Below are 24,427 nucleotides of genomic sequence, written 5' to 3'. Positions count from 1 at the left end.
GATCTTAAAATTTACTGGTACTATTATTTTGGTTCCAATTGAGCACTAGGTTACGGAATTTGTAAGCGTAATGGTCTTGAAAGCGTGTTCCAAATCTGCCTTAAGATCCTCTAGATTTTCTAAACCTACCGATAACCTAATAAGATCTGTAGTTACCCCTGTAGCTACTTGGGCCGCAGCATCTAATTGTTGGTGTGTGGTACTAGCAGGATGAATAATCAAAGATTTTGTATCCCCAATATTGGCCAATAATGAGAAAATCTTGGTTTCATCCGCAATTTTTTTGGCAGATTCAAACCCTCCTTTAACTCCAAAGGTTACAATACTACTTTGTCCCTTTGGTAAGTATTTCTTTGCCAGATGGTTGTATTTACTGCTTTCCAGACCAGGATAATTTACCCAAACAACCTCCTCTCGGCTCTCCAACCATTTGGCTAGGGCCAACGCATTCTCACTATGTTTTGCAATTCTAATCTCCAAAGTTTCCAATCCTTGAATAATCTGAAATGCATTAAATGGACTCAATGCTGCCCCATGATCCCTTAAACCTTCAATCCTAACCTTAGCAATAAAGGCTGCTGGCCCTAAGGCTTCGTGATATACCAAGCCATGGTATCCTGCGGAAGGTTCTGTGAACTCAGGGAATTTCCCGTTGCTCCAATCAAACGTACCTGCATCTATAATAGCCCCTCCAAGAGCAGTACCGTTTCCGTTGATAAATTTGGTCAAGGAATGGATGACGATATTTGCGCCATAGGCTATTGGATTTAACAATGCCGGTGTAGCTACCGTATTATCTACTATGAATGGAACTTTAGCTGCTTTGGCTTCCTTAGATATGGCGGACAGGTCTAAAACATCTAATTTGGGATTCCCGAGGGACTCTACAAAGATGGCTCTTGTATTCTCCTGAACTGCCTTGCCAAAATTTGTAGGATCGGAAGGATCTATAAAAGTGGTCGTGATTCCTAGTCTTGGAAGTGTAACATTCAACAAATTATAAGTACCCCCATATAAACTATTGGAGGCCACAATGTGGTCTCCCGCTTTTAATAAAACCAATAAAGTGGTAGAAATGGCTGCCGTTCCTGAGGCTGTGACCACTGAAGCTATGCCACCTTCTAAAACAGCCAATCGCTGTTCTAAAATATCATTAGTGGGGTTATTTATTCTGGTGTAAATATTCCCTGGCTCGGCGAGTGCAAAAAGATTGGCGGCATGGTCCGAATTTTTAAATACAAAGGCTGTACTCTGATAAATAGGTACTGCTCTTGTTCCTCCATTGGCAGCCACATCGTGGCCTGCGTGTAATGCACTTGTTGAAAATTTTTGATTACTCATGATTTTTGTTTTTTAATTATTATAACTGATAAATTAAAAAAGCCAAACCCTACTGCGCGGACATTGCGAATAGGTAAAATCAAATAAGTTAAAAAGAAAAGACCGTTGCCATGGGCAACCTGTTTTTGTCATCTGTCCCAAATAAATTAGGCAGAATTTAGCACCTTCATTGCTTTTGGAGCAAAGGGTTGCTAAGGCTTCATAGGGTCTAATCCCTCCGCCTTTCTTGATAACTATTCAATATGTGTTTGAACTTTAGGTGTGCAAATATAGGTTCGGAAAATTTAAATTTCCTAATCTTTTCAATAAAATTACAATTGGAAGGCCGCTTTCACCTCTTCTATGGCATCCAATTTTTCCCAAGTGAACAACTCTACTACCTTTTCAATCCTGCCGTTATAGGGTGATTCAAATACTTTGTTAATCACCCGTGGCTCTTTACCCATATGGCCGTAAGCAGCTGTTTCCAAATAGATAGGATTGCGAAGTTTAAGGCGTTCTTCGATTGCAAAAGGTCTCATATCGAACAATGCTGATACCTTCTTCGCTATTTCTCCATCGCTTAAATCTACTTTAGAAGTACCATAGGTATCTACATAGATTGATGTTGGCTTCACCACTCCGATAGCATAACTCACCTGCACCAACATTTCATCGGCAACGCCTGCTGCCACCAAGTTTTTAGCTGCATGTCGGGCCGCATAGGCAGCACTTCTATCTACCTTACTAGGATCTTTTCCACTAAAGGCTCCACCACCGTGAGCTCCTTTACCTCCATAAGTATCCACAATAATCTTCCTTCCTGTAAGACCGGTATCCCCATGGGGACCTCCAATTACAAATTTTCCAGTTGGATTGATATGATATGTTATATGATCATCAAACAATACCTGTAGTGATTCAGGTAATTGTGCCTTGACCCTAGGCATTAGTATAGAAATGATATCCTTCTTTATTTTATCCAACATCACCTCATCTACCTCATTAAATTGATCGTGCTGGGTAGATACCACAATTGTATCAATGCGCTGGGGTACATTTTCATTGGAATATTCTATGGTCACTTGGGCCTTTGCATCGGGTCTTAAGTAGGTGATTTCCTTATTTTCCCTTCTTAACAAGGCCAGTTCTTGGAGTATTTTATGTGAAATATCCAATGCCAAAGGCATATAGTTCTCAGTTTCTTTGGTGGCATACCCAAACATCATCCCTTGGTCTCCTGCTCCCTGTTCCTCTTTAGAACCTCTGTCCACACCTTGGTTGATATCATTTGACTGTTCGTGTATCAAGGAAATAACGCCACAGGAATCCCCACTAAATTGATATTCCCCTTTGGTATATCCTATTTTATTGATCACATCCCTTGCTATTTGCTGTACATCCAAATAGGTTTGACTCTTTACCTCACCTGCAAGAATTACTTGCCCAGTGGTTACTAAGGTCTCACAAGCCACTTTACTTTCTGAATCGAAGGCCAGAAAATTGTCCAACAACGCATCACTTATTTGATCTGCTATTTTATCTGGGTGTCCCTCACTAACCGATTCCGAGGTGAATAAATACGCCATAACTTTCAATCATTTTTAATTGAGTAACGGATTTGACGCAATGTGATAAAGAAGTTGACATACTGAAAGAACCTCAGTAGGAACTGCTTTAGCATTTTTGAGGATTCAGAAAGGTTCTCTACCTCGAGGTTGCAATCAGTCAAATCCTTCCTCTTCAAATTGTGGAGCAAAAGTAGGAGAATTCAAATTCTTCGCAAAATCTTTAACAACAAATTATATGCGGTTGAATATTTAACTGAATTGTTAGTTTAGGCAGATAGTTTAGAAAGTTTAAGGATTTCCCTTCATAATACCCAATAAGAATCTAAAGGTTAGACAATGCCATTAAGTATGGTAATAGAGAAATACAAGTAGCGACAAAAGAAACAACCACTAGTTTCGAAGTTTACATTGCTGATAATGGTCAAGGTATTCCAAAAAGCTATCAAACTGATATTTTTGAGAAATTTTTTAGAGTGCCAAGTGGTAATCTACATGACGTTAAAGGTTTTGGAATAGGTCTCTATTATGCCCTGAATATTATTTTAAAACATAATGGTACACTTGAGTTTTTGCCACAAGAACCATGGACAACATTTAAAATTTCCTTGGTAAAATAACCCAATGACAGAGCAAATAACAATATTACTTGCGGAAGATGAAATTGCTTTAGGTACAATTATAAAAGAAAGCCTAGAAAGCAGAGGTTTTTTGGTTTTATATGCGGAGAATGGCATAGTAGCTCTCGATATATATCAAACAAAAAAACCAAACATTTTAGTTCTGGATGTAATGATGCCAAAAAAAGATGGTTTTAGTCTTGCGCGCGAAATAAGGGTTGAGGACAAAACTACTCCTATTATCTTTTTGACCTCAAAATCACAAACAAAAGATGTTCTAGAGGGATTTTCACAGGGTGGTAACGACTATTTAAAAAAACCATTTAGTATGGAAGAATTAATCGTTCGAATTAATTCCTTACTTGATAGAATAAGACTTACAAAAACCAACCAATTTATAACCATTGGCAACTATGGTTTTAATCATATCAAACAAGAATTAATTTTCAATAATGAGACCACAAGACTTACTCATAGAGAAGCAGAATTGTTATTTCATTTGGCTGAAAAAAGAAATGATTTACTCGATCGCTCTTTAATACTCAAGAAAATTTGGGGAGATGATGATTTCTTCAATACACGAAGTATGGATGTATTTATTAGCAAGCTTAGAAAGAAATTAAAAAAAGATGAAAACATTAAGATATTAAATATTCGGGGGTTTGGGTACAAACTAATTTGCAAGGATTAGGTTATTAGATTCATTCTATTTTTTGATTTTTAAAATTGAATTCTTCGAAATCCACAAAAAAAGATCAGAAACAATCCCACTTTTTTCGTCGTATATTCTCTTAAAGGCTTTCACTTCATGACGATATCTTGTATCTTGTGGCGCCGAAACACGTTTTGGAAATTGATACTATTAAGCACTAATCACAAACAATTAAGACTATGCATATAGCTGTTGCTGGAAATATAGGAGCAGGAAAAACCACCCTTACTAGATTACTAGCCAAACATTACAAATGGGAGGCCCATTTTGAGGACGTGGTTGACAACCCCTATCTGGACGATTTTTATAATCAAATGGAACGTTGGAGCTTTAACTTACAGATCTATTTCCTCAATAGCCGTTTCCGACAAATTTTACAGATCCGTGAAAGTGGCAAGAGTATTATTCAGGACAGAACCATTTACGAGGATGCCTTTATTTTCGCTCCTAACCTGCACGCTATGGGCCTAATGACCAATCGCGATTTTACTAATTACTCAAGTCTATTTCAATTGATGGAAAGCTTGGTACAACCACCAGACCTAATGATCTATTTGCGGAGTTCTATTCCCAATTTGGTCAATCAGATTCATAAAAGAGGACGGGATTATGAAAACTCTATTTCTATAGATTATCTCAGTAGATTGAACGAACGCTATGAGGCTTGGGTAGAAGGCTATGAAAAGGGTAATCTTTTAATCATAGATGTGGATAAACTGAATTTTGTAGACAACCCGGAGGATATGGGATTGGTACTTAATAAAATTGATGCGGAGATCAACGGTTTGTTTTAGAAGTGCATACCACCATCATATAAAAAGCCGCCCATATTAATATGGGCGGCTTTTACTTTTTAGGCATATACCTTTATTTCTATTGTTCTATTTGAACCTTTACACCATCCCTAAAAGCTTCCACTTGGGCTTTTACTTCTAAAGTAGTCCCTACGAACCTTTTTTCTTTTACAACTTCTTTACCATTTACAATGGTGGCATAACTAACAGTCGCTTCTGCAGCATCATCGTCCATCACCATCATTTCTACACGTACTTCTTGTCCTTTTAGCGCAACACCTGTTTCAACAGCATGGCCTCCCAAAATTGGAGCGATGACCAACCCTATTAAACAGGTTAGCTTGATTAAAATGTTCATGGATGGACCAGAAGTATCCTTAAAGGGATCTCCTACAGTATCACCGGTTACGGCAGCCTTGTGGGCTTCTGAACCTTTATAAGTCATTTCTCCGTTAATTTCCACACCGGCCTCAAAGGATTTCTTGGCATTGTCCCAAGCACCTCCTGCATTGTTCTGGAAAATAGCCCATAACACGCCAGATACTGTAACACCCGCCATATAACCCCCAAGCATTTCTGCGGTCAATTGATCATTGTCAGAATAAACTAGTTTCCCAAGTATCACAATTGCAATTGGGAAACCTATGGTCAAGATCCCTGGCAACATCATTTCACGCAATGCTGCTTTAGTAGATATTTCCACACACTTACCATATTCAGGTTTACCTGTACCTTCCAAAATTCCCGGAATCTCCTTGAACTGTCTACGCACCTCGTTAACCATATCCATAGCTGCCTTTCCTACAGAGTTCATAGCCAAGGCTGAGAAGACCACTGGGATCATCCCTCCTACAAACAGCATGGCCAAAACAGGAGCCTTAAATATATTGATACCATCAATCCCAGTAAAGGTCACATAGGCAGCGAACAGAGCCAAGGAAGTCAAGGCTGCGGATGCAATGGCAAAACCTTTACCCGTAGCAGCCGTTGTATTCCCCACAGAATCCAATATATCAGTTCGTGTACGCACTTCTTTAGGCAATTCACTCATTTCAGCAATACCACCTGCATTGTCAGAAATGGGTCCAAAAGCATCAATAGCCAACTGCATGGCCGTGGTAGCCATCATAGCAGATGCCGCCAAAGCAACCCCGTAAAATCCTGCAAAAGCGTAAGACCCCCATATAGCAGCAGCAAATATCAATACGGTTGGAAATGTAGAAATCATCCCTGTAGCCAATCCGGCAATAACGTTTGTCCCAGCTCCGGTACTAGATTTTTGAACGATGGCCATCACTGGTTTTGTTCCCAAACCAGTATAATATTCCGTTACGGAAGAAATAATCCCTCCCACGGCCAAACCGACCACAGTGGCATAAAATACACGCATTGAAGAAATATCTTTTAAACCCTCCCCAAAGAATTCCATTTTCATGGTTTCCGGTAACATATACTTTACCAATACAAAACAAGCGACAAGAGTTAGGCCAATGGATACCCAGTTTCCTATGTTTAATGCTCCTTGTACCTGTGATTCTTTGGCATCGTTACTTTTAATTTTTACCAACATGGTTCCAATAATGGAAAACAAAATACCAAAACCAGCAATGGTCATTGGTAATAATATTGGGCCTATACCTCCAAAAGCATCTTGAATATTACCCCCCATATCTTTGATAACATAATTACCTAGAACCATAGCAGCAAGAACAGTAGCCACATAGGAACCAAATAAATCAGCACCCATCCCAGCTACATCACCAACATTGTCTCCAACATTATCTGCAATGGTCGCAGGGTTACGAGGATCATCTTCAGGTATTCCAGCTTCCACTTTTCCTACCAAATCTGCGCCAACATCGGCTGCTTTAGTATAAATACCCCCACCAACACGGGCGAAAAGAGCAATAGACTCAGCTCCCAACGAGAATCCGGCTAAGGTTTCGAGTACAATGGTCATATCCTCTGTGGAGGTCCAAGTACCGTTCATAAAGAAATGAAACAGTATAATAAAGAAAGTTGTAAGTCCTAAAACCGCCAATCCGGCTACTCCCAATCCCATAACGGTACCACCACCAAAAGCTACTTTTAAGGCTTGCGGCAAACTGGTTCTAGCAGCTTGGGTAGTTCTAACGTTTGTCTTGGTAGCAATCTTCATTCCCATGTTTCCCGCCAAAGCAGAGAAAAATGCTCCAAAAACAAAGGCTACAACAATTAAGATATGCGTTGTAGGAACGATAAATGAAACTACGGCCAATGCAATACTGGCCCCAATGACAAAGAATGTCAGTAATTTGTATTCCGCTTTTAAAAAAGCTAGTGCGCCTTCATAAATGTAATCGGAAATCTCTTTCATCTTTCCATCTCCAGCGTCTTGTTTTAAAACCCAGGCTCTTTTTATCCACATAAAAAGAAGCCCAATGATTGCCATGATAATCGGCACATAAATCATAATTGAATCCATTCGTTTGTTTGTTATATTTTTTGCCGGACTAAAGTAGTAAAATCAAATAGAAATAAAAAAAGCAATATTCCCTTAAGAATATTGCTTATATGATAAAAATTGTTATGCTTTCATTCTAAGAAATGGTCACATCCCTAAGTGGAACATCACTATCTGCAAAACGTTTAATACATTTTACAACAATATCCTTAGCCTCATTGACATCTCCCCATCCACCAACATCTACTTTTTTCTTTTCCAAATCCTTATATACTTGAAAGAAATGCTCTATCTCTTTAATAAGGTGCGGATTTAATTCATTGAGATCATTTACTTTGTTCCAAATAGGATCTGAAACTGGAACACAGATCACTTTTTCATCTGGTCCTTTCTCATCGGTCATATGAAAAACACCAATTGGTTTCACTTCCATCACACATCCTGGAAAAGTTGGCTCCGTTACCAAAACCAAAACATCTAAGGGATCACCGTCCAAAGCTAAGGTTTCCGGTACAAAACCGTAATCAGCTGGATACATCATTGAAGAAAAAATCATACGGTCATAACGAACCTTCTTCAATTTAAAATCATACTCATATTTGTTTCTACTCCCTTTTGGAATTTCAATAAGCACATCAAATGATGTTATTTCTTCTTTACTCATGGTTTATTATATTGTGGTGCAAAGATAATCGAAATTATTCTTTTGACCCTATGCTAGGGGAATAGAACCGATATGTTTTTAAAAGCTGAACCCAAAAGACCCTGTAACGCTAAAAGGTCTTGCATTGGGGTTTTCAAGATAATTACCTCTAAAATTAAAATCTATCCTTAGAATTCTAAATATGTTCCCTACCCCAAGGGAGTATTCCCAATAAATCTTGTCAGTTGGAGCCATCAAGGGTATATTTGTGGGACTACTAAGTGCGATATTGGCATCGGAAAGGTCTCCCCAAGCACCCCTAAGTCCAACTATTTCTCTAAGGTTCAGCTTTCTCATAAAAGGAATCCTGGAAAACAACCTTCCATTAAAGTTATGCTCCAAATGTACCGCTGCGTAAGTATCGGTAACAAACTCATAAAAATCCAAGTTTGGAAAGGTATTGTAAATGGAGAAAAGGGTCTGGTTTCCCGGTATTACATTTAATAGTCCCAAAGGCACTTCTCCGAAGGTCTTGCCAAATTCCACAGTACTTAATAACCTACCCCATCCTAACTGCCACGGTTGGCTATACGAGAATTGCAGCTTGTTGTAATCAAAATCACTGTTCATAACACCCTCTATCCCCTTGGTATAGCTAAAAAGTAAGGTGCTATAATTGTCATTGATATTGCGCCTTTCTACCCCATACCCTATAGTTCTTTTGCCCGGCGTATAAATTAACAGGGCATTGACATCAAATTGTTTTACCTCAGAAGATATGCCCGTTGGCGATGATGGATCTACATAATCCAGACTAAAGGCATCAGGTAGTGCAGAACTCAACTCCCTATATGTAGCACCAATTCCTATCCTAAAGTTTGTTATTGGCTCCATTTCCGTAAAAAAAGCAGATAGATTGATATTTGTAAGCCTATTATTTGAACCAACGGTCAATACAGAGGAAGAAGCTATGCTCCTACCCAAAACATCGTTGGTGGCCGTAAGGCTAAGACCCAATTGCTCTACATCCCTTCTATTGCCACCGGAGAGGATCAGCCTACTTTTCTTATCTACCAACCACTTCGCGGAAAACCCATGTTTAAATTTACGGTCACTAAAACCATAGGCGGTATATCCTTCTAATCGCCATGGATCGTTCTGTCCAAAATAAGTCCTTGCACCCGCACGAAGTCTAACCCCTTCGGCCTCATTATACCCAAAAGCACCAAAAACACTACCAATGTCCACATTCCATTTATCAATTTCCACGTAACCGGAATTCAAGATACTGACTGCGTTATAAATAGTCTTGAACTTAGGAACTGTTTTCAAGGTGTCCAGTAATTGATAAATTCCTTTTTCATCCTTGTTCAGAGCTTCCAATCTATTGTCGCTCCAAAAACTGTCTTCCTTCTCGAAGACCGAAGGGTCAAATTGGTTGGCATCTGCCTTGTAAAAATCCCTGGGTTTAGGAATATCAAACATGTAGTTATTATATACGGTTGTCCTTTTACCATACACACCCCTTGCCTTTTCTTTTTTGCTCAAACTAAAATCACTTAGCATATAGTCCCGTTTCAAAAGGAATACGGAATCGTTCAATACTTCAAATTCTTGTTCTATATATATATCCTTAACCCAATTGATATTGGCACTTCTGGTTACTTCGAGATTAATTTTCTTGATTGCAAAAGTGGTATCGTTTACCCAAAAATCCCCCTTAAAGGTCAGTTCGTTCTTTCGCCTTGGATAATAAATAATGTTATAGCACCATTTATTACCAATAAAGGCGCTGTCTGCCAACACATAGTTATAGGTATCCACGCCCGTCTTGGACAGAGGACTTGTAAAACTCTTGTCGAAAAATTTTAGATAATTGTCGTAGATATTATATTCCGAATACAAGTCCTTCACGAAGGCAATTAGAGCTTGGTTATCACTAAACCCAGAGTTTTTATTACCGAGAATATCTTCCTTGGTTTCCACCATCTTATTATCTCCATACACCTTGGAAAAGGTCTCATTTAAGAAAATCGGTAAATACGTTTTTCCTGTTATCCTAGAGGTATCCAAATCTTCGAAAACAAATTCCATTCCCCTAAAGAGTTTGCTTTTGATTAGCGCACTATCTATAGTATTTAAATCAAACTCTACCTTTTCATATTTATCATATTGGTATTGCTTAAACTTGCTAACACCATTCTCCCTTTTCTTGGCCCAGATTTTTTTGAGGATATCTATGGCAGGGTTGTTTTTTTTGGATTGCTTACCCATGTATACCACAACTTCATCTAATTGTTCACTAGATTCTAATAAGACCACCTTTAAATCATAATTAATTTTAGAAGGCAAGGGCAGTTCTAATGTATTATACCCAATAAAAGAAATAATTAAAGTTGTATACGTTTCGTCGGACTCCATATAAAACCTACCATTATCATTGGTGATAGTTCCTTGGGAAGAGTTTTTAAAAAGCACATTGGCAAAAGCTACAGGATCCCCTTTCTCATCTACAACAACGCCACTGACCTTGGTCTGCGCATTAGACCAGAGACAGGAAAGAACAAATAGTACTAAAAAAATTCTTTTCATGAAGCATACATATTGTAATCAGGAATGATAGATAAAACCCCTGAAAGCCTTGTTATTTTTTGGTTTTTAAACCATTGATAGCCACGACACCTTTTAATAAAACAAAAGCTTTGCCGACACTTGGTCGGCAAAGCTAAAATACCTTAACAAAATAGTTTTACTTATTTATATAATACTTTTTTAACTGCCTTTATCACATCTTTGTAATTTGGCAACCACTCTTCCAATAAAACTGGTGAATAAGGCGCAGGAGTATCGGCAGTATTAATCTTAACAATAGGAGCATCCAAATAATCAAACGCTTGGGATTGAACTTGGTACGTAATTTCCGTAGCTACGTTTCCAAAAGGCCAAGCTTCCTCCAAAATGACCAATCTATTGGTCTTTTTTACAGACTTTAGAATGGTATCATGATCCATAGGACGTACGGTACGTAAATCTATAATCTCACAACTAATCCCTTCTTTTTCTAATTCCTCGGCAGCCTTATATGCTTCCTTTATAATCTTTCCAAAGGAAACTATGGTCACATCCTTTCCTTCTCTTTTTACCTCTGCTACTCCCAAAGGAATGATGTATTCGCCATCTGGTGTCTCACCCTTATCACCGTACATTTGTTCCGATTCCATAAAAATAACAGGATCATCGTCCCTAATGGCAGCTTTTAATAGCCCTTTTGCATCATATGGATTGGAAGGTACAACCACTTTTAGACCAGGACAATTAGCAAACCAACTCTCAAAAGCTTGTGAGTGTGTTGCTCCTAATTGACCAGCAGAACCTGTAGGGCCCCTAAAAACGATTGGACAATTAAACTGTCCGCCTGACATTTGTCTAATTTTGGCTGCATTACTTATAATTTGATCAATACCAACCAAAGCAAAATTAAAGGTCATGAATTCAATAATAGGTCTGTTACCACCCATTGCAGAACCAACTCCTATACCTGCGAAACCCAACTCAGAAATAGGGGTATCTATTACCCTCTCTGGACCAAATTCGTCCAACATTCCTTTAGAAGCCTTATATGCCCCGTTGTACTCCGCAACTTCTTCTCCCATTAAATAAATGGTCTCATCACGTCTCATTTCCTCGGACATTGCCTCCGCTATGGCTTCTCTGAATTGTATAGTTCTCATGTATAATAGAGTAAAATTTTTCTGTTTGTCTAAAACGCAAGCAAAAATAAGAAATTATATGTCAAATAATACCTTGAGAGATTCAAAATAACAACAAATTTACTATGCATGCATAGTAAATTTAAAAATTAATGGCTATCTTTGAGGAATTCATTTTTAAGAAAAAGAAAAACAATAAAGCAAAATGAAAATACTCGTTTGTATAAGTAACGTTCCGGACACCACTTCCAAAATAAATTTTACCGACAATGACACTAAGTTTGACACCACTGGCGTACAATTTGTCATTAATCCAAATGACGAATTTGGATTGACAAGAGCCATGTGGTTTAAAGAAAAACAAGGTGCTACGGTACATGTGGCCACCGTTGGAGGTGCCAATACGGAACCTACAATCAGAAAGGCCTTGGCTATAGGAGCAGATGAGGCTATTAGGGTAAATGCAGAACCTATCGATGGCTATTTTGTTGCAAAACAATTGGCTCATGTTATTAAAAGCGGTGGTTATGACCTAGTTATTGCAGGAAGGGAATCCATTGATTATAATGGTGGAATGGTGCCAGGAATTATGGCTACTCTTTTAGATATGAATTTCGTCAACACCTGTATCAGTCTAGAAATAGATAGAGATAAAGTAACGGCTATAAGAGAAATAGATGGTGGCAAGGAAAAGCTATCCACTTCCTTACCTTTGATTATCGGAGGACAAAAAGGATTGGTAGAAGAAAGTGATCTTCGAATTCCAAATATGAGAGGGATCATGATGGCTCGTCAGAAAAAATTAAATGTGGTAGAACCTATTGATGCCAAAGCCATGACGACCGATGATAAGTTTGAAAAACCTGCCCCAAAAGGAACTGTTAAATTGGTAAACGCAGACAATATTGATGAATTGATCAATTTACTGCATAACGAAGCCAAGGTCATCTAGGTTGATTTCGTTACCTAAAAGGAATTCTACATAAAATACGATATTTTATCATTAAAAAATTAAAGACATGTCAGTTTTAGTATATACAGAATCAGAAAACGGAAAGTTCAAGAAAAATGCTTTTGAAGTCGCTTCTTATGCCTACGAGGTTGCTCAGTTATTGAGCACTACGGTTACGGCTATTTCTTTTAATACCTCTAATAATGAGGTGTTAGGAGATTATGGAGTTGCTAAGGTTTTGAACGTCACCAACGACATCTTAAAAACATTTAACGCCAAGGCTTATGCACATGCCATTACCGAGGCCGCCGAAAAAGAAGGCGCCAATGTAGTTATTGTAAGCTCTAGCACAGATACTAAATATTTAGCTCCTATAGTTTCTGCTAAATTAAAGGCAGGATACGTTCCTAACGTGGTTACTGCTCCAGAAAATGCAAGTCCATTTACTGTTAAAAGAACTGCTTTTAGCAACAAGGGTTTTGCGCACACCGAAATTAACACCGACATCAAAATCGTTGGAGTATCAAATAATGCCTTTGGCATAAAAGAACACAAAATAACAGCAGCCGTAGAAGCTTTTTGTCCAGCAATCACTGATGCAGATTTTACGACAAAATCAACAGAAGTGGACAAAGTAGTAGGAAAAGCTACCATTGCCGATGCAGATATTGTGGTTTCTGCAGGCCGAGGTTTAAAAGGTCCAGAAAACTGGGGAATGATAGAGGAATTGGCAAATGTACTTGGTGCTGCCACAGCTTGCTCCAAACCAGTTTCCGATTTAGGATGGAGACCTCATGGAGAACATGTGGGACAAACAGGAAAGCCCGTAGCTAGTAACCTATATATTGCCATAGGCATCTCTGGAGCTATACAACATCTTGCTGGGGTGAGCTCTTCAAAAGTTAAAGTGGTAATTAACACTGACCCAGAAGCCCCGTTTTTTAAAGCTGCGGATTATGGAATTGTAGGAGACGCTTTTGAAGTGGTACCTAAACTCATAGAAAAATTAAAAGAATTTAAGGCACAAAACGCTTAATTTTTGTTAAATTGTGCCTCTTAAAGGGCTGTTAAATAACTAGGACAAACCTTTTATTTTAACAGCCTTTTTTTGTTTATTGAATGATATGAGTTTAGTTAGATTAAAAATAAAAGGGATTTCTTACAGCCAAACGCAAAATGGCGCGTATGCTCTTATATTGAATGAAGTTGATGGCGACAGAAAACTGCCTATAGTAATTGGTGCCTTTGAGGCACAATCTATTGCCATAGCCCTAGAAAAGGAAATAAAACCACCTAGGCCACTTACCCACGATCTATTCAAAAATTTTGCGGACAGGTTTGAAATTATTGTAAAACAGGTAATCATTCACAAATTGGTTGATGGTGTTTTTTACTCGAGCATTATCTGTGAGAGAGATAAAATTGAGGAAATTATAGATGCTAGAACAAGTGATGCTATTGCTTTGGCACTTCGTTTTAACGCTCCCATATTTACCTATAAGACCATTTTGGACAAGGCAGGAATTTTCTTAAAATTCTCTGCTAAAGACAAGGAAAAAGAAGATAGTACGGATAGTATTATGGTGGACGAAATATTGCAAGAAGGCGAAACTGTGGAAATAGACAGTGGTGCATCTGATGCCTATAAAGAGTTGTCATTAGAAGAATTACATCAAGAATTGGATAAGGCAGTAACCAATGAGGACTACGAAAAGGCTGCAAAACTAAGGGACGAGATTTCTAAACGTCAGCGCTAATCCAAATACGATTTTATGAAATATAGTCTTTTGATTACCCTGTCAATATGCCTGTCCATTTTTTCCTCCTTTGCGCAAGAGCCCACTTTAACCGACACTATACAACAAATCGCCACCCCATTAGCAGCAGATAATACGCCCGCGTTATTAGCCGCCTCTAGTGAAATTATTCCTAACCAAGGATTTACTACCCAAGGTTTATTGAGAGGACTTTTAGGAATGGTAGTGCTTATAGCTATAGCGGTACTTTTCAGTTCAAACAGAAAGGCCATCAATTGGAAAACTGTTGGAATTGGACTTTCCCTTCAACTCGTAATAGCCGTTGGGGTATTACAGGTACCCTTTATCCAATTGGTATTTGAAAAAATCGGACAAGTTTTTGTCAGTATATTGGATTTCACCAACGCAGGTAGTAAGTTTTTATTTGAAGGCCTAGTAGTGGACATGGATACGTTTGGTTTTATTTTTGCCTTTCAGGTATTGCCGACCATTATCTTCTTTTCGGCCCTTACTTCAGTATTGTTTTATCTCGGTATCATCCAAAAAGTAGTTAAAGGAATGGCTTGGCTGTTGACAAAAACCTTAGGTATTTCTGGAGCAGAAAGTCTTTCTGTAGCCGGAAATATATTCTTAGGACAAACAGAAGCCCCCTTGCTCATTAAAGCCTATTTGGAAAAAATGAACAAATCCGAAATGCTATTGGTCATGATAGGCGGAATGGCAACTGTTGCTGGGGCTGTATTGGCGGCCTACATTGGATTTTTGGGCGGTAGCGATGAGCTTTTAAGACTTCAATTTGCCAAACATTTATTGGCGGCATCGGTGATGGCTGCCCCTGGTGCTATTATTATTTCAAAAATACTTTATCCGCAGACAGAAAAAGTGATTACCGATGTATCAGTTTCATCTGAAAAAATAGGCTCCAATATTCTGGATGCCATCGCTAATGGAACCACAGAGGGCTTAAAATTAGCCGTAAACGTGGGGGCCATGCTACTTGTATTCGTCGCATTTATAGCCATGTTGAATGGTATCTTTGGGTGGATCGGTGATGTTACATCCATAAATGGTTGGATTGCCGCGAATTCCTCCTATGACAAACTATCCTTAGAAGCAATATTGGGAACCCTATTTTCACCTTTAATGTGGCTGATTGGAGTTGCCGATGAGGACATCTCCCTAATGGGACAGTTATTGGGAATTAAATTGGCAGCGAGCGAATTTATTGGCTATATCCAATTGGCAGAATTAAAAGATGTGATTAACGGCACCCATTTGGCATATAACAAATCTGTTATTATGGCGACTTACATGTTGTGCGGTTTTGCAAATTTCGCCTCTATTGGTATTCAAATTGGAGGAATTGGGTCCTTAGCTCCTAATCAAAGAAAAACGTTATCCGAATTTGGATTAAAGGCCGTATTAGGCGGTTCTTTGGCTTCTTTATTATCAGCAACGATAGCGGGAATGATTTTAGGATAATTTCATTTTTTAGGCCTAAAACAATTCCTAGTTAATAAGTTTTTATAAGTAGGATTCAAGAATAAAGGTAATTTTTTTACGCTTTGTTTATTTTCGTAGCAGATAATGCCACTGATTTGCTCGTGTGCAAAAAGAAGACTGACCCATGAAACAATACCACGATTTACTCCGACACGTATTAGCATCAGGAAATCAAAAAGGAGACCGCACAGGAACAGGAACCATTAGTGTTTTTGGCCACCAAATGCGATTTGATCTCAGTGAAGGTTTCCCAATGGTAACGACCAAAAAGCTACATTTAAAATCCATAGTTCATGAACTACTTTGGTTTTTAAAAGGGGACACGAACGTTACTTACCTTCAAGAAAATGGGGTGCGCATCTGGAACGAATGGGCCGATGACCATGGCAACTTAGGTCCTGTTTACGGATATCAATGGCGTAATTGGAATGGAGAGGAAATAGATCAAATCAAAGAAGTGGTTACCTCCTTAAAAAACAATCCAAATAGTCGCAGAATGTTAGTTTCCGCTTGGAACCCAAGCGTATTGCCAGACACTTCAATTTCATTTGCTGAGAATGTTGCGAATGGAAAAGCGGCATTGCCTCCTTGCCATGCCTTTTTTCAATTCTATGTAGCGGACGGCAAACTTTCCTGTCAATTGTACCAACGTAGCGCCGATATCTTTTTAGGAGTGCCCTTCAACATTGCCTCTTACGCCCTTTTCACTTTAATGATGGCTCAAGTATGCGACCTACAGCCAGGGGAATTCATTCATACCTTTGGGGATGCCCATATCTACAACAACCATTTGGAGCAGGTAGAGCTACAATTGAGCAGAGAACCAAGACCTTTACCTAAGATGGTTCTAAATCCAGAGGTCAAAAATATTTTTGATTTTACGTTTGAAGATTTCACTTTGGTAGATTACAATCCACATCCACACATTAAGGGAGCAGTAGCGGTATAGGATTAACCCTTGTTCCTTTTGGGATAAATTAAAAAAAATAAATTAATTATCTTTATACCTCTTAACTCAAGATGAATGATACTTACTCAAACACTCTTGGATTTCTTCAAAGAATCCAGAAAACATACCGAAAATATAAGCGCGCCCTTGGAGATAGAAGATTACGTGGTTCAACCGATGGCCGATGTATCTCCTCCAAAATGGCATTTAGGTCATACTACTTGGTTCTTTGAAGAATTCATCCTAAAAAAACACAAAAGAGATTATCAGGTTTTCGATGTCGATTTTTCCTTTGTTTTTAATAGTTATTATGAATCTGTAGGCAAAAGAGTTGTTCGCTCCGATAGAGGCAACCTTTCTAGACCTTCTGTACAGAAAGTCTATGAATACCGAAACTATGTGACCATGGCCATACAAAACCTTTTTGAAAGCACCGTAGATCATGAGCTAGAATCCTTATTGGAAATAGGAATCCATCATGAAAAGCAACACCAGGAATTATTGCTAACGGACATCAAGTATATTCTGGGTAACAATCCGTTACTCCCTAAATACGCCAACACTTATAAGGAACATCCAAACGAAAGTACTTCATGCGAATGGATAGAAATAGAAGAAGGTATCTACGACATTGGACATAATTCTGAAAGCTTTTGCTATGACAATGAGTTAGGACAACATAAAGTATACCTACATGCCTATCAAATTTCCAGCACATTGGTCACTAATGGGGAATATCTAGAATTTATTAATACAGGAGGCTATAGACATTTTGGATATTGGCATGCAGACGGTTGGGAATGGGTCAATACCAACCAAATAATAGCCCCTCAATATTGGCACCTAATAGACGGTTCTTGGCAGTACTATACCTTGAAAGGTTTACGCCATATTGAACCTAATGCCCCAGTTACCCACCTCTCCTATTACGAAGCTTTCGCTTTTGCACAATGGAAAGGGATGCGTCTTCCCACAGAATTTGAATGGGAAGCGGCCCAAGAGCACTTCTCTTGGGGTCAGCGCTGGGAATGGACGGAAAGTGCTTATTTGCCCTATCCAAATTACACCAAGGCGGCTGGTGCTTTAGGGGAATACAACGGAAAGTTTATGGTAAATCAAAAAGTACTACGCGGAGGCTCTATAGCCACGCCCAACAAACATACAAGACCAACGTACCGTAATTTTTTTCCACCCTCAGTTAGGTGGCAATACACGGGATTAAGATTGGTAAAATAATTACGACTATACATCTATGCAAGAAAAGACCCGCACTATCACCATATCCAAATTTAAAGAGGAAGTATATGCTGGATTAACGGCAAATCCTAAATATTTATCTTCTAAATATTTTTATGATACTAAAGGTGATAAAATATTTCAGGACATTATGGCCATGCCTGAATATTATCTTACGGATTGCGAGTACGATATCATAGAAAAAAATAAGAAGAAAATTGCTGCCCTTTTTGCCGGAGATTCAAATAATTTTAATCTCATTGAATTGGGTGCAGGAGATGGTAAAAAGACCAAGATATTACTAAAACATATGGTAAAGAGCAAATTAGATTTTAAATATCTTCCTATAGATATTAGTCAAAATGCCTTAAATCAATTGGAAAAGGCCCTTCAAATTGAGATTCCATCATTAAAGACAGAACCTTTACAAGGCACCTACCTGGAGACTCTAGACACCATTAACTCCATTAGGGACACGAAAAAAGTTATTCTTTTTTTGGGTTCCAATGTAGGGAATCTACTTCACCCACAAGCAGTTTTATTTTTGCAAAATATTCAAAAAGCTATGAAGAAAGATGACATATTCTTTGTAGGGTTCGACCAAAAGAAAAACCCCCAGACCATTTTAGACGCTTATAATGATGAGACTGGCATAACAGAAGCTTTTAACAAAAATATATTGATGCGTATCAATGCGGAATTAAAAGGAAACTTTGTTGCGGATAACTTCCTACACTGGGAAGTGTATGATCCGGAAACCGGAACTGCCAAAAGTTACTTAGTATCCAAAAAAGCACAAACCGTGACCATAAAAGATTTAGACCTAACCATATTCCTTAAACCCTGGGAAACCATACATACAGAAATTTCCCAAAAATACGATGACGAAGTGGTATCGTGGCTAGCGAAGGAATCAGGACTTAAGATTATTGAACAGTTTTCTGACGAAAAAAAATATTATAAAAACTATGCCCTTAAAAAAATATAGAAGATGAAAGCAATTTGGAACAATACTGTAATAGCCGAAAGTGACCATACCGTGGTCGTGGAAAATAACCATTATTTTCCGGCTGAAAGTATTAATAAAGAATACTTTAAATCAAGCAATACCAACACCACTTGCCCTTGGAAAGGAAAAGCATCATACTACTCCCTAGAAGTAGATGGAAAAGAAAATAAAGATGCGGCATGGTATTACCCAGAAGTTAGCGAATTGGCCAAAACTATTAAAGGCCATATTGCATTTTGGAAAGGAGTCACCATCGAAAAATAAATCAATGGTGACCTTCCAAATTTAAAATTCTTAAAGTGCCAAAATAGGATTCTCGGTTCCAGCAAACTCATTCCACTTGAAACCATCAGCTTCAGCTTCGGTAGCATAACTACCATCAATAAGGTACTTGAATTCGTATGTGGTCTCCACTGGCAGATCAAATGACCCCTTGAAGGTTCCATTCTTTAATTTTTTTAATATGTTTTTCTTTGGATTCCACTCATTGAAATCACCTACCACAGAAACTTTTTTTGCGTCCTCAGCAGGAACAGTAAAAGTAACTTTACATACTGGTTTAGTCTTAAGATATTGTTTTGCAATTGCCATAATACCATTATTAAATTATAGCACAAAAAAACGGATTAAAAACCTCATGGACAATGATTTATATCAAAATTATCAATTTGATAATATTTGAGTAGTATTTGATTAGCTTCAATAAAATTGTGTACAGTAAATTTTGATGTAGTTAAAAACTACTTTACCGACTTTAGAAGTTTTATGATCTTTTGTATGTCTTTCTCTGTATTATAGAAGTGAAAACTCAATCTGATGCCATCTCCCCTTTGTGCACAGAGTACATCATTCCCTGTCAAATGTTGAAAGAGTTTGTCTCCTCCTTTGATATTGAAGATAGTGCTATGCTTTGATCTGTTAACCACAGACTCTTGCAAAAGTCCCAAACCAGTTAACTCCTTTTTAGCCAATTCTGATAAAGTTTCGAGGTGGTCCGCAATGGTATCCTTCCCAATTTTTGATAAAAAGTCTAGTGAAAACTTAAGGCTTCCAAAATTCAAGGTGTCCAAATGACCAGGCTCAAAATGCTTATTAAAGGCAATGGTATCCTTTGCCTTTAGATCCAAATTTGTAGAATTATACCCTATGCCCTTAGGAGCGAAATTATTTTTTACCCCATCCTTGAACAATATAAAACCATTGCCATAGCCTGCTAAAAGCCATTTATAACCACTAGCACCAAGAACGTCTATACCAGATTCCTCAAAATTAAAATTTTCTGTCCCACAATATTGGGTGCCATCAGCAATGATGATCAAATTAGGGTAATCCTTCTTTAGATTCTTTAAAAACGCTACATCAATTTTAATTCCGTTAAGCCACTGAACCAAACTAAGAGCGAGAACAGTAATACCCTCGGTCTTTACTGCTTTCAGAATATTCCCTTCCAAATGTTCGTCCAAAATAATTTTAGAAATAGCGAATCCTCTATTTTCAAAAGGCCAATTTAGGGACGGATAATCGCCATCAATCAATAATACTTTATGTTCTTTGGACAAACCTTCGAGCAACAAGTTAATTCCTATAGAAAAGTTGGGTATCAAGGCTACGTTAGAAGGATTACAACCAAAGAATTGTCCGACTGTTTCCCGGGTATTCTCTATAACCTTATGCGACTTTGCCCTCATGATACTTCCGCCTATCAAAAAATCAAGATCGTGTTCTTGCCGCCAGTCCAACAGATCATCATAAAGCAATCCAGAGGCTGCGGTATTAGCATAAACATATTGGTTTAGTATTGGAAACTGCTTTGTAATCTTTTGCATAGGGAACCGAAATGATAATTAGTAATTGACTTATCTTTGTAAGTAAAGATAGGTATTCCATGTTTTCCAGAAATAAAAAGACTTCAAAAATAGATACAGAACAACATGAACTCTTGGAGCACGCCCAGGAGAGGATCAAAGAAAAAAAGAGGCTATACAACCACCTTATCATCTTTTTAGTGGGCAGTGTTTTTCTGGTCATGACCAACAAAATCCTTAAGTATGGTGATGCGTATGATTGGTTCATCTGGGTCATTACCTTTTGGGCCTTTCTTTTTGTGATTCATGCTATAAATGTAGGGTTGACCAAAAAATTTATGGGTTGGGAATGGGAGCGAAAGCAAAGGGAAAGGCTAGTTGAAAAACAAAAGCAGCGAATAGCTGAACTCCAAAAGGAAATAGAGACTGAATTTCCAATGTCCAACATCAACCAAAAAAAAGATTCATGGGAAAAATTACCTTAATAGCCGCCGTTGCAGAAAACAATGCCATTGGCAAAGACAACGACCTTCTTTGGCATCTTCCGGATGATTTTAAAAGATTTAAGTCTATGACCACCGGCCATATGATTATTATGGGAAGAAAAACGTTTGAAAGCTTCCCCAAACCGCTACCCAATAGGCACCACATCATTATTACTAGAGACAAAAGCTACCGAGTTGATTATCCCAATTGCACCATTGTAAATTCTTTAGCTGATGCCTTTGCCATAGTTGCTAACGAAAACTTGTCCTATATCATCGGTGGAGGTGAAATCTACACCTTGGCCTTGCCCTTTTGCGATATCTTGGAGATTACGAGGGTACACGAAAAGTATGAGGCCGATGCCTTTTTCCCTGCATTAAATCCCTCTGAATGGAAATTGGATCGTGAAGAATATCACGCTAAAGATGATAAACATGCAGTGGACTTCACCTATAGAACCTATATAAAGTTGAAGAACTAAAAATCTAAATAAGCGGTTTTATAGTTGGCATCCACATCGGTCAAAAAACTAGCCAAGATGTTTGGATTTGCATTGGTGTAAAACAAATGGATCCCTTTATTATCAAGGTTTGCCAAAAGATTGTTTTCCTTCAATATAGCCACTGTTTGCCGTGCAATGGCCGCACCAGAATCTAAAATCTCTACATTAGCCGGAATTAGTTCTTTTATCACGGGAATCAAATACGGGTAATGAGTGCACCCTAGCACCAAATAATCCATACCTTCTGCCAACATAGGCGCCAGATAAGTCTGTAACAATTCCCTTGTTTCTAAAGAATTAACCTTTCCCGCCTCAATTAAAGGCACAAGACCAGTCCCAACTTGTACAATTTTATTGATATCACCTGCGTGGTTTTGGGAGGTGGCAAAGAAAAGTTCGCTAGACAAAGTCCCTTTGGTCGCCAATACCCCCACTGTTTTTGTTTTGGACTGCAATGCTGCAGGCTTTATAGCTGGTTCTGTACCGATGAAAGGCACTACATAGTGCTTACGTACGTACGATATACTATTGGTAGTGGCCGTGTTGCAAGCCACAACGATAAGCTTACATTCTTTTGCCAACAAAAAATCTATATTCTTAATGCTTAACTGAAGTATTTCCTCTTTTGAACGTTCTCCATAAGGGGCATTCTTGCTATCGGCTAAATAAATAGTATCCTCATTGGGAAGTAATTTTTCAATTTCCCTCCAGACTGAAGTTCCCCCTACACCCGAATCAAAAATGCCGATTGGCCTATTGTCCATATTCTTTGTTCTGCATTTAAAAGTATGAAGTTACACTTTAATTCCCATAGGAATTTTTATAAAAACCTTCCTTAAATACCAATTCCTTTCCAGTTCAAAAGCAAAAAACCACACAAGTACTTGTGTGGTTTCTTATATACTAAAATTCTAACTACTTAGAAGCCTAATTGCTTCTTTACGTCAGATAATAGATCTTTTCCTTTGGCAACGATTAAGCCACCACCTTGGGTTGCATCCATCACATAGTCATATCCTAGCGTAGCGGCAACCTTTTCTATGGCTACTTTTGCTTTCTCAGTGATAGGACCCATTAGCTCTCCTTGCTTCTTTTGCAATTCCTGATAAGCTGCTTGCTCGGCTTCCTTAATATTCTTATCGAATCCTTGCAATTCCAAAGCTCTCTTTTCGTTCTCTTCTGGAGTCTTAGAAGCAGATTCATTGGAATATTGGGTATACTTATTTTTTAATGCAGTCATAGAACCTTCTATGTCCGCCCTATAGGTTTCCTGTAGTTTTTTCAATTCTGCTTGTGCCTTTATCATTTCAGGCATTTGAGACAACAGTTGTTCTACATTGATATGTGCAACCTTGCTCTGTGCATTAACAAAACTAGTAGCTCCTACAAACAATACAATGGCTACAGCTATTTTCTTTAAGTGTTTCATGATTTTAATTACTATTTACGTGTTAAATTAATGGTTTTAAATTTCTACGAAGTTCCAATTCTTAATTGACTGTATCCTTTTTCACTTCGCCTTCTTTTCTTTCTTCTATTTTACCTTTTCGCTGGGCTTCTCTTTCTTCCAGCAATTTCTTACGTCTATCCTCGTATGCTTTTTTACGTTCTTCCCGTAATTTTAGCTGTTCTGCTCTTTTTTCTTCAGCGCTCTTTTCTCTTGCTTCTTGGGCAGCACCAGCTTTATCCAATCTTTCCTGAAGCTCCTCAGTAATCACTTCTTCTTCTGGCTCCCCGTTACCTTCAAAAGCATCTAAACGACTATTTATTCCGTTCCCTTTTAAAGGTTTACTTATTTTTCTAGTCCTTGCTATACCCCTAAGTACCAAGTCACTGATATCGTGCCTTTTTTCGGAATACAACATTACAACATCTGCAGAACTATCAAAAATAAAATCATAATTTTTATTGGCTCCAATCTTCTGCACCTCGTTAAAAACTTGATCTTGGATAGGCTGTACCAATCTTCGTTTTTGAAGCACCAAATCTCCTTGAGGTCCAAAACGATCTTGTTGGTATTGGAACAATTCCTTTTCCAAAATCTGTATTTCCTCTTCGCGTTCTGCAATCAGCTCATTGGTCAACAGCACCTTTTCTGCCATGAGATCCTTCTTCATTTGTTCCACTACACTCTGCTTCTGCTCTATCTCCACCTTCCACTTCAGCACTTTAACTTCTAACTGCTCATTAGCATCGCGGTACTCCTCCACATTTTCCAAGATATACTCCATGTCCACATATCCGATTCTTACCCCTCGTTGGGCAAAAATGGCTGTTGAAAAGAATACAGCTGTTAGAATTAAAAGAACTTTCGTTTTCATCCTGTTTACTTTTTAGTATATAGAAAATATCGTGCCAAAATAAGTAAATATTTTAAAATGAAGATAATTCTTGTTTCACACTTATAAGAAAGTTCTT

Annotated in this window: 24 protein-coding genes and 1 riboswitch; of the genes, 13 read left to right on the top strand and 11 right to left on the bottom strand. The window is 38.2% G+C overall.

Annotation, left to right across the window (positions count from 1 at the left end; all coding sequences use genetic code 11):
- Positions 1-45: 45 nt before the first annotated feature.
- Positions 46-1,341, bottom strand: a complete 1,296-nt coding sequence (locus ABXZ36_RS12720) for an O-acetylhomoserine aminocarboxypropyltransferase/cysteine synthase family protein (protein ID WP_354616056.1) — start codon at positions 1,339-1,341, stop codon at positions 46-48.
- Between the two features lie 125 nt (positions 1,342-1,466).
- Positions 1,467-1,577, bottom strand: a riboswitch (SAM riboswitch).
- A gap of 75 nt (positions 1,578-1,652) precedes the next feature.
- On the bottom strand, positions 1,653-2,909 hold the full coding sequence (gene metK / locus ABXZ36_RS12715) for a methionine adenosyltransferase (RefSeq protein ID WP_354616055.1): 1,257 nt from the start codon (positions 2,907-2,909) through the stop codon (positions 1,653-1,655).
- Positions 2,910-3,232: 323 nt separating this feature from the next.
- On the opposite strand from metK, the gene ABXZ36_RS12710 reads away from it, so the two are divergent.
- The 3 genes from ABXZ36_RS12710 (at position 3,233) to ABXZ36_RS12700 (ending at position 5,014) form a co-directional block, all read left to right on the top strand.
- Positions 3,233-3,508: a sensor histidine kinase gene (locus ABXZ36_RS12710; RefSeq protein ID WP_354616173.1), complete on the top strand. Its 276-nt coding sequence runs from the start codon at positions 3,233-3,235 to the stop codon at positions 3,506-3,508.
- Positions 3,509-3,512: 4 nt separating this feature from the next.
- Positions 3,513-4,199, top strand: coding sequence for a response regulator transcription factor (locus tag ABXZ36_RS12705; protein ID WP_354616054.1), 687 nt, complete (start codon positions 3,513-3,515; stop codon positions 4,197-4,199).
- Positions 4,200-4,399: 200 nt separating this feature from the next.
- Positions 4,400-5,014 carry a deoxynucleoside kinase gene (locus ABXZ36_RS12700; RefSeq protein WP_354616053.1) on the top strand — a complete coding sequence of 205 codons (615 nt, stop codon included), beginning with the start codon at positions 4,400-4,402 and terminating at the stop codon, positions 5,012-5,014.
- 79 nt (positions 5,015-5,093) lie between these two features.
- Here the strand turns inward: ABXZ36_RS12700 and ABXZ36_RS12695 are convergent, their stop codons facing one another.
- The 4 genes from ABXZ36_RS12695 to ABXZ36_RS12680 form a co-directional block, all read right to left on the bottom strand.
- Entirely contained in the window at positions 5,094-7,478 is a 2,385-nt protein-coding gene (locus tag ABXZ36_RS12695) for a sodium-translocating pyrophosphatase (protein ID WP_354616052.1), read from the bottom strand.
- A gap of 115 nt (positions 7,479-7,593) precedes the next feature.
- Complete coding sequence (locus ABXZ36_RS12690; protein ID WP_354616051.1) at positions 7,594-8,121, bottom strand: inorganic diphosphatase; 528 nt, start codon at positions 8,119-8,121, stop codon at positions 7,594-7,596.
- Positions 8,122-8,199: 78 nt separating this feature from the next.
- Positions 8,200-10,692 (bottom strand): DUF5686 family protein, encoded by a 2,493-nt coding sequence (locus tag ABXZ36_RS12685; protein WP_354616050.1) that lies wholly within the window; start codon positions 10,690-10,692, stop codon positions 8,200-8,202.
- A 161-nt stretch (positions 10,693-10,853) separates the two neighbouring features.
- Complete coding sequence (locus ABXZ36_RS12680) at positions 10,854-11,831, bottom strand: pyruvate dehydrogenase complex E1 component subunit beta (protein WP_354616049.1); 978 nt, start codon at positions 11,829-11,831, stop codon at positions 10,854-10,856.
- Between the two features lie 184 nt (positions 11,832-12,015).
- Here ABXZ36_RS12680 and ABXZ36_RS12675 point away from each other — a divergent pair, with 184 nt between their 5' ends.
- The 8 genes from ABXZ36_RS12675 (at position 12,016) to ABXZ36_RS12640 (ending at position 19,480) form a co-directional block, all read left to right on the top strand.
- A complete protein-coding gene (locus tag ABXZ36_RS12675) occupies positions 12,016-12,762 on the top strand; it encodes an electron transfer flavoprotein subunit beta/FixA family protein (RefSeq protein WP_354616048.1) in 747 nt (248 codons plus the stop codon).
- 67 nt (positions 12,763-12,829) lie between these two features.
- A complete protein-coding gene (locus ABXZ36_RS12670; protein WP_354616047.1) occupies positions 12,830-13,798 on the top strand; it encodes an electron transfer flavoprotein subunit alpha/FixB family protein in 969 nt (322 codons plus the stop codon).
- An 88-nt stretch (positions 13,799-13,886) separates the two neighbouring features.
- Positions 13,887-14,519 carry a bifunctional nuclease family protein gene (locus ABXZ36_RS12665; protein ID WP_354616046.1) on the top strand — a complete coding sequence of 211 codons (633 nt, stop codon included), beginning with the start codon at positions 13,887-13,889 and terminating at the stop codon, positions 14,517-14,519.
- A gap of 15 nt (positions 14,520-14,534) precedes the next feature.
- A complete protein-coding gene (locus ABXZ36_RS12660; RefSeq protein WP_354616045.1) occupies positions 14,535-16,001 on the top strand; it encodes a NupC/NupG family nucleoside CNT transporter in 1,467 nt (488 codons plus the stop codon).
- A gap of 145 nt (positions 16,002-16,146) precedes the next feature.
- Complete coding sequence (locus ABXZ36_RS12655; protein ID WP_354616044.1) at positions 16,147-16,971, top strand: thymidylate synthase; 825 nt, start codon at positions 16,147-16,149, stop codon at positions 16,969-16,971.
- Between the two features lie 75 nt (positions 16,972-17,046).
- Positions 17,047-18,207, top strand: a complete 1,161-nt coding sequence (gene egtB / locus ABXZ36_RS12650) for an ergothioneine biosynthesis protein EgtB (RefSeq protein ID WP_354616043.1) — start codon at positions 17,047-17,049, stop codon at positions 18,205-18,207.
- A gap of 16 nt (positions 18,208-18,223) precedes the next feature.
- Entirely contained in the window at positions 18,224-19,195 is a 972-nt protein-coding gene (locus ABXZ36_RS12645) for an L-histidine N(alpha)-methyltransferase (protein WP_354616042.1), read from the top strand.
- Positions 19,196-19,198: 3 nt separating this feature from the next.
- On the top strand, positions 19,199-19,480 hold the full coding sequence (locus ABXZ36_RS12640) for a DUF427 domain-containing protein (RefSeq protein ID WP_354616041.1): 282 nt from the start codon (positions 19,199-19,201) through the stop codon (positions 19,478-19,480).
- Between the two features lie 30 nt (positions 19,481-19,510).
- On the opposite strand, the gene ABXZ36_RS12635 is transcribed toward ABXZ36_RS12640, so the two are convergent.
- Positions 19,511-19,807: an isoamylase early set domain-containing protein gene (locus tag ABXZ36_RS12635; protein ID WP_354616040.1), complete on the bottom strand. Its 297-nt coding sequence runs from the start codon at positions 19,805-19,807 to the stop codon at positions 19,511-19,513.
- Between the two features lie 149 nt (positions 19,808-19,956).
- Positions 19,957-21,042: an aminotransferase class V-fold PLP-dependent enzyme gene (locus tag ABXZ36_RS12630; protein ID WP_354616039.1), complete on the bottom strand. Its 1,086-nt coding sequence runs from the start codon at positions 21,040-21,042 to the stop codon at positions 19,957-19,959.
- 59 nt (positions 21,043-21,101) lie between these two features.
- Between ABXZ36_RS12630 and ABXZ36_RS12625 the strand changes: the two genes are divergently transcribed.
- Both ABXZ36_RS12625 and ABXZ36_RS12620 read left to right on the top strand, forming a co-directional pair.
- The gene (locus ABXZ36_RS12625) at positions 21,102-21,506 is read left to right on the top strand and encodes a 2TM domain-containing protein (RefSeq protein WP_354616038.1); all 405 of its coding nucleotides are present in this window, start codon (positions 21,102-21,104) and stop codon (positions 21,504-21,506) included.
- A complete protein-coding gene (locus ABXZ36_RS12620) occupies positions 21,488-21,988 on the top strand; it encodes a dihydrofolate reductase (protein ID WP_354616037.1) in 501 nt (166 codons plus the stop codon). Before ABXZ36_RS12625 ends, ABXZ36_RS12620 begins: the two co-directional genes overlap by 19 nt.
- Here the strand turns inward: ABXZ36_RS12620 and murI are convergent.
- The 3 genes from murI to ABXZ36_RS12605 all read right to left on the bottom strand — a co-directional run bounded on the left by murI (position 21,985) and on the right by ABXZ36_RS12605 (position 24,330).
- Positions 21,985-22,773: a glutamate racemase gene (gene murI / locus ABXZ36_RS12615; protein ID WP_354616036.1), complete on the bottom strand. Its 789-nt coding sequence runs from the start codon at positions 22,771-22,773 to the stop codon at positions 21,985-21,987. The genes ABXZ36_RS12620 and murI overlap by 4 nt on opposite strands.
- Before the next feature lie 155 nt (positions 22,774-22,928).
- The gene (locus ABXZ36_RS12610) at positions 22,929-23,438 is read right to left on the bottom strand and encodes an OmpH/Skp family outer membrane protein (protein ID WP_354616035.1); all 510 of its coding nucleotides are present in this window, start codon (positions 23,436-23,438) and stop codon (positions 22,929-22,931) included.
- Positions 23,439-23,499: 61 nt separating this feature from the next.
- Positions 23,500-24,330 carry an OmpH/Skp family outer membrane protein gene (locus tag ABXZ36_RS12605; RefSeq protein ID WP_354616034.1) on the bottom strand — a complete coding sequence of 277 codons (831 nt, stop codon included), beginning with the start codon at positions 24,328-24,330 and terminating at the stop codon, positions 23,500-23,502.
- Positions 24,331-24,427 lie beyond the last annotated feature (97 nt).

The organism is Sediminicola arcticus (assembly GCF_040566695.1).
In the GTDB taxonomy this organism is placed as follows: Bacteria; Bacteroidota; Bacteroidia; order Flavobacteriales; family Flavobacteriaceae; genus Sediminicola; species Sediminicola arcticus.
Note: the sequence above shows the minus strand (reverse complement) of the source record. Positions and strands in the feature narration are given on the sequence as shown.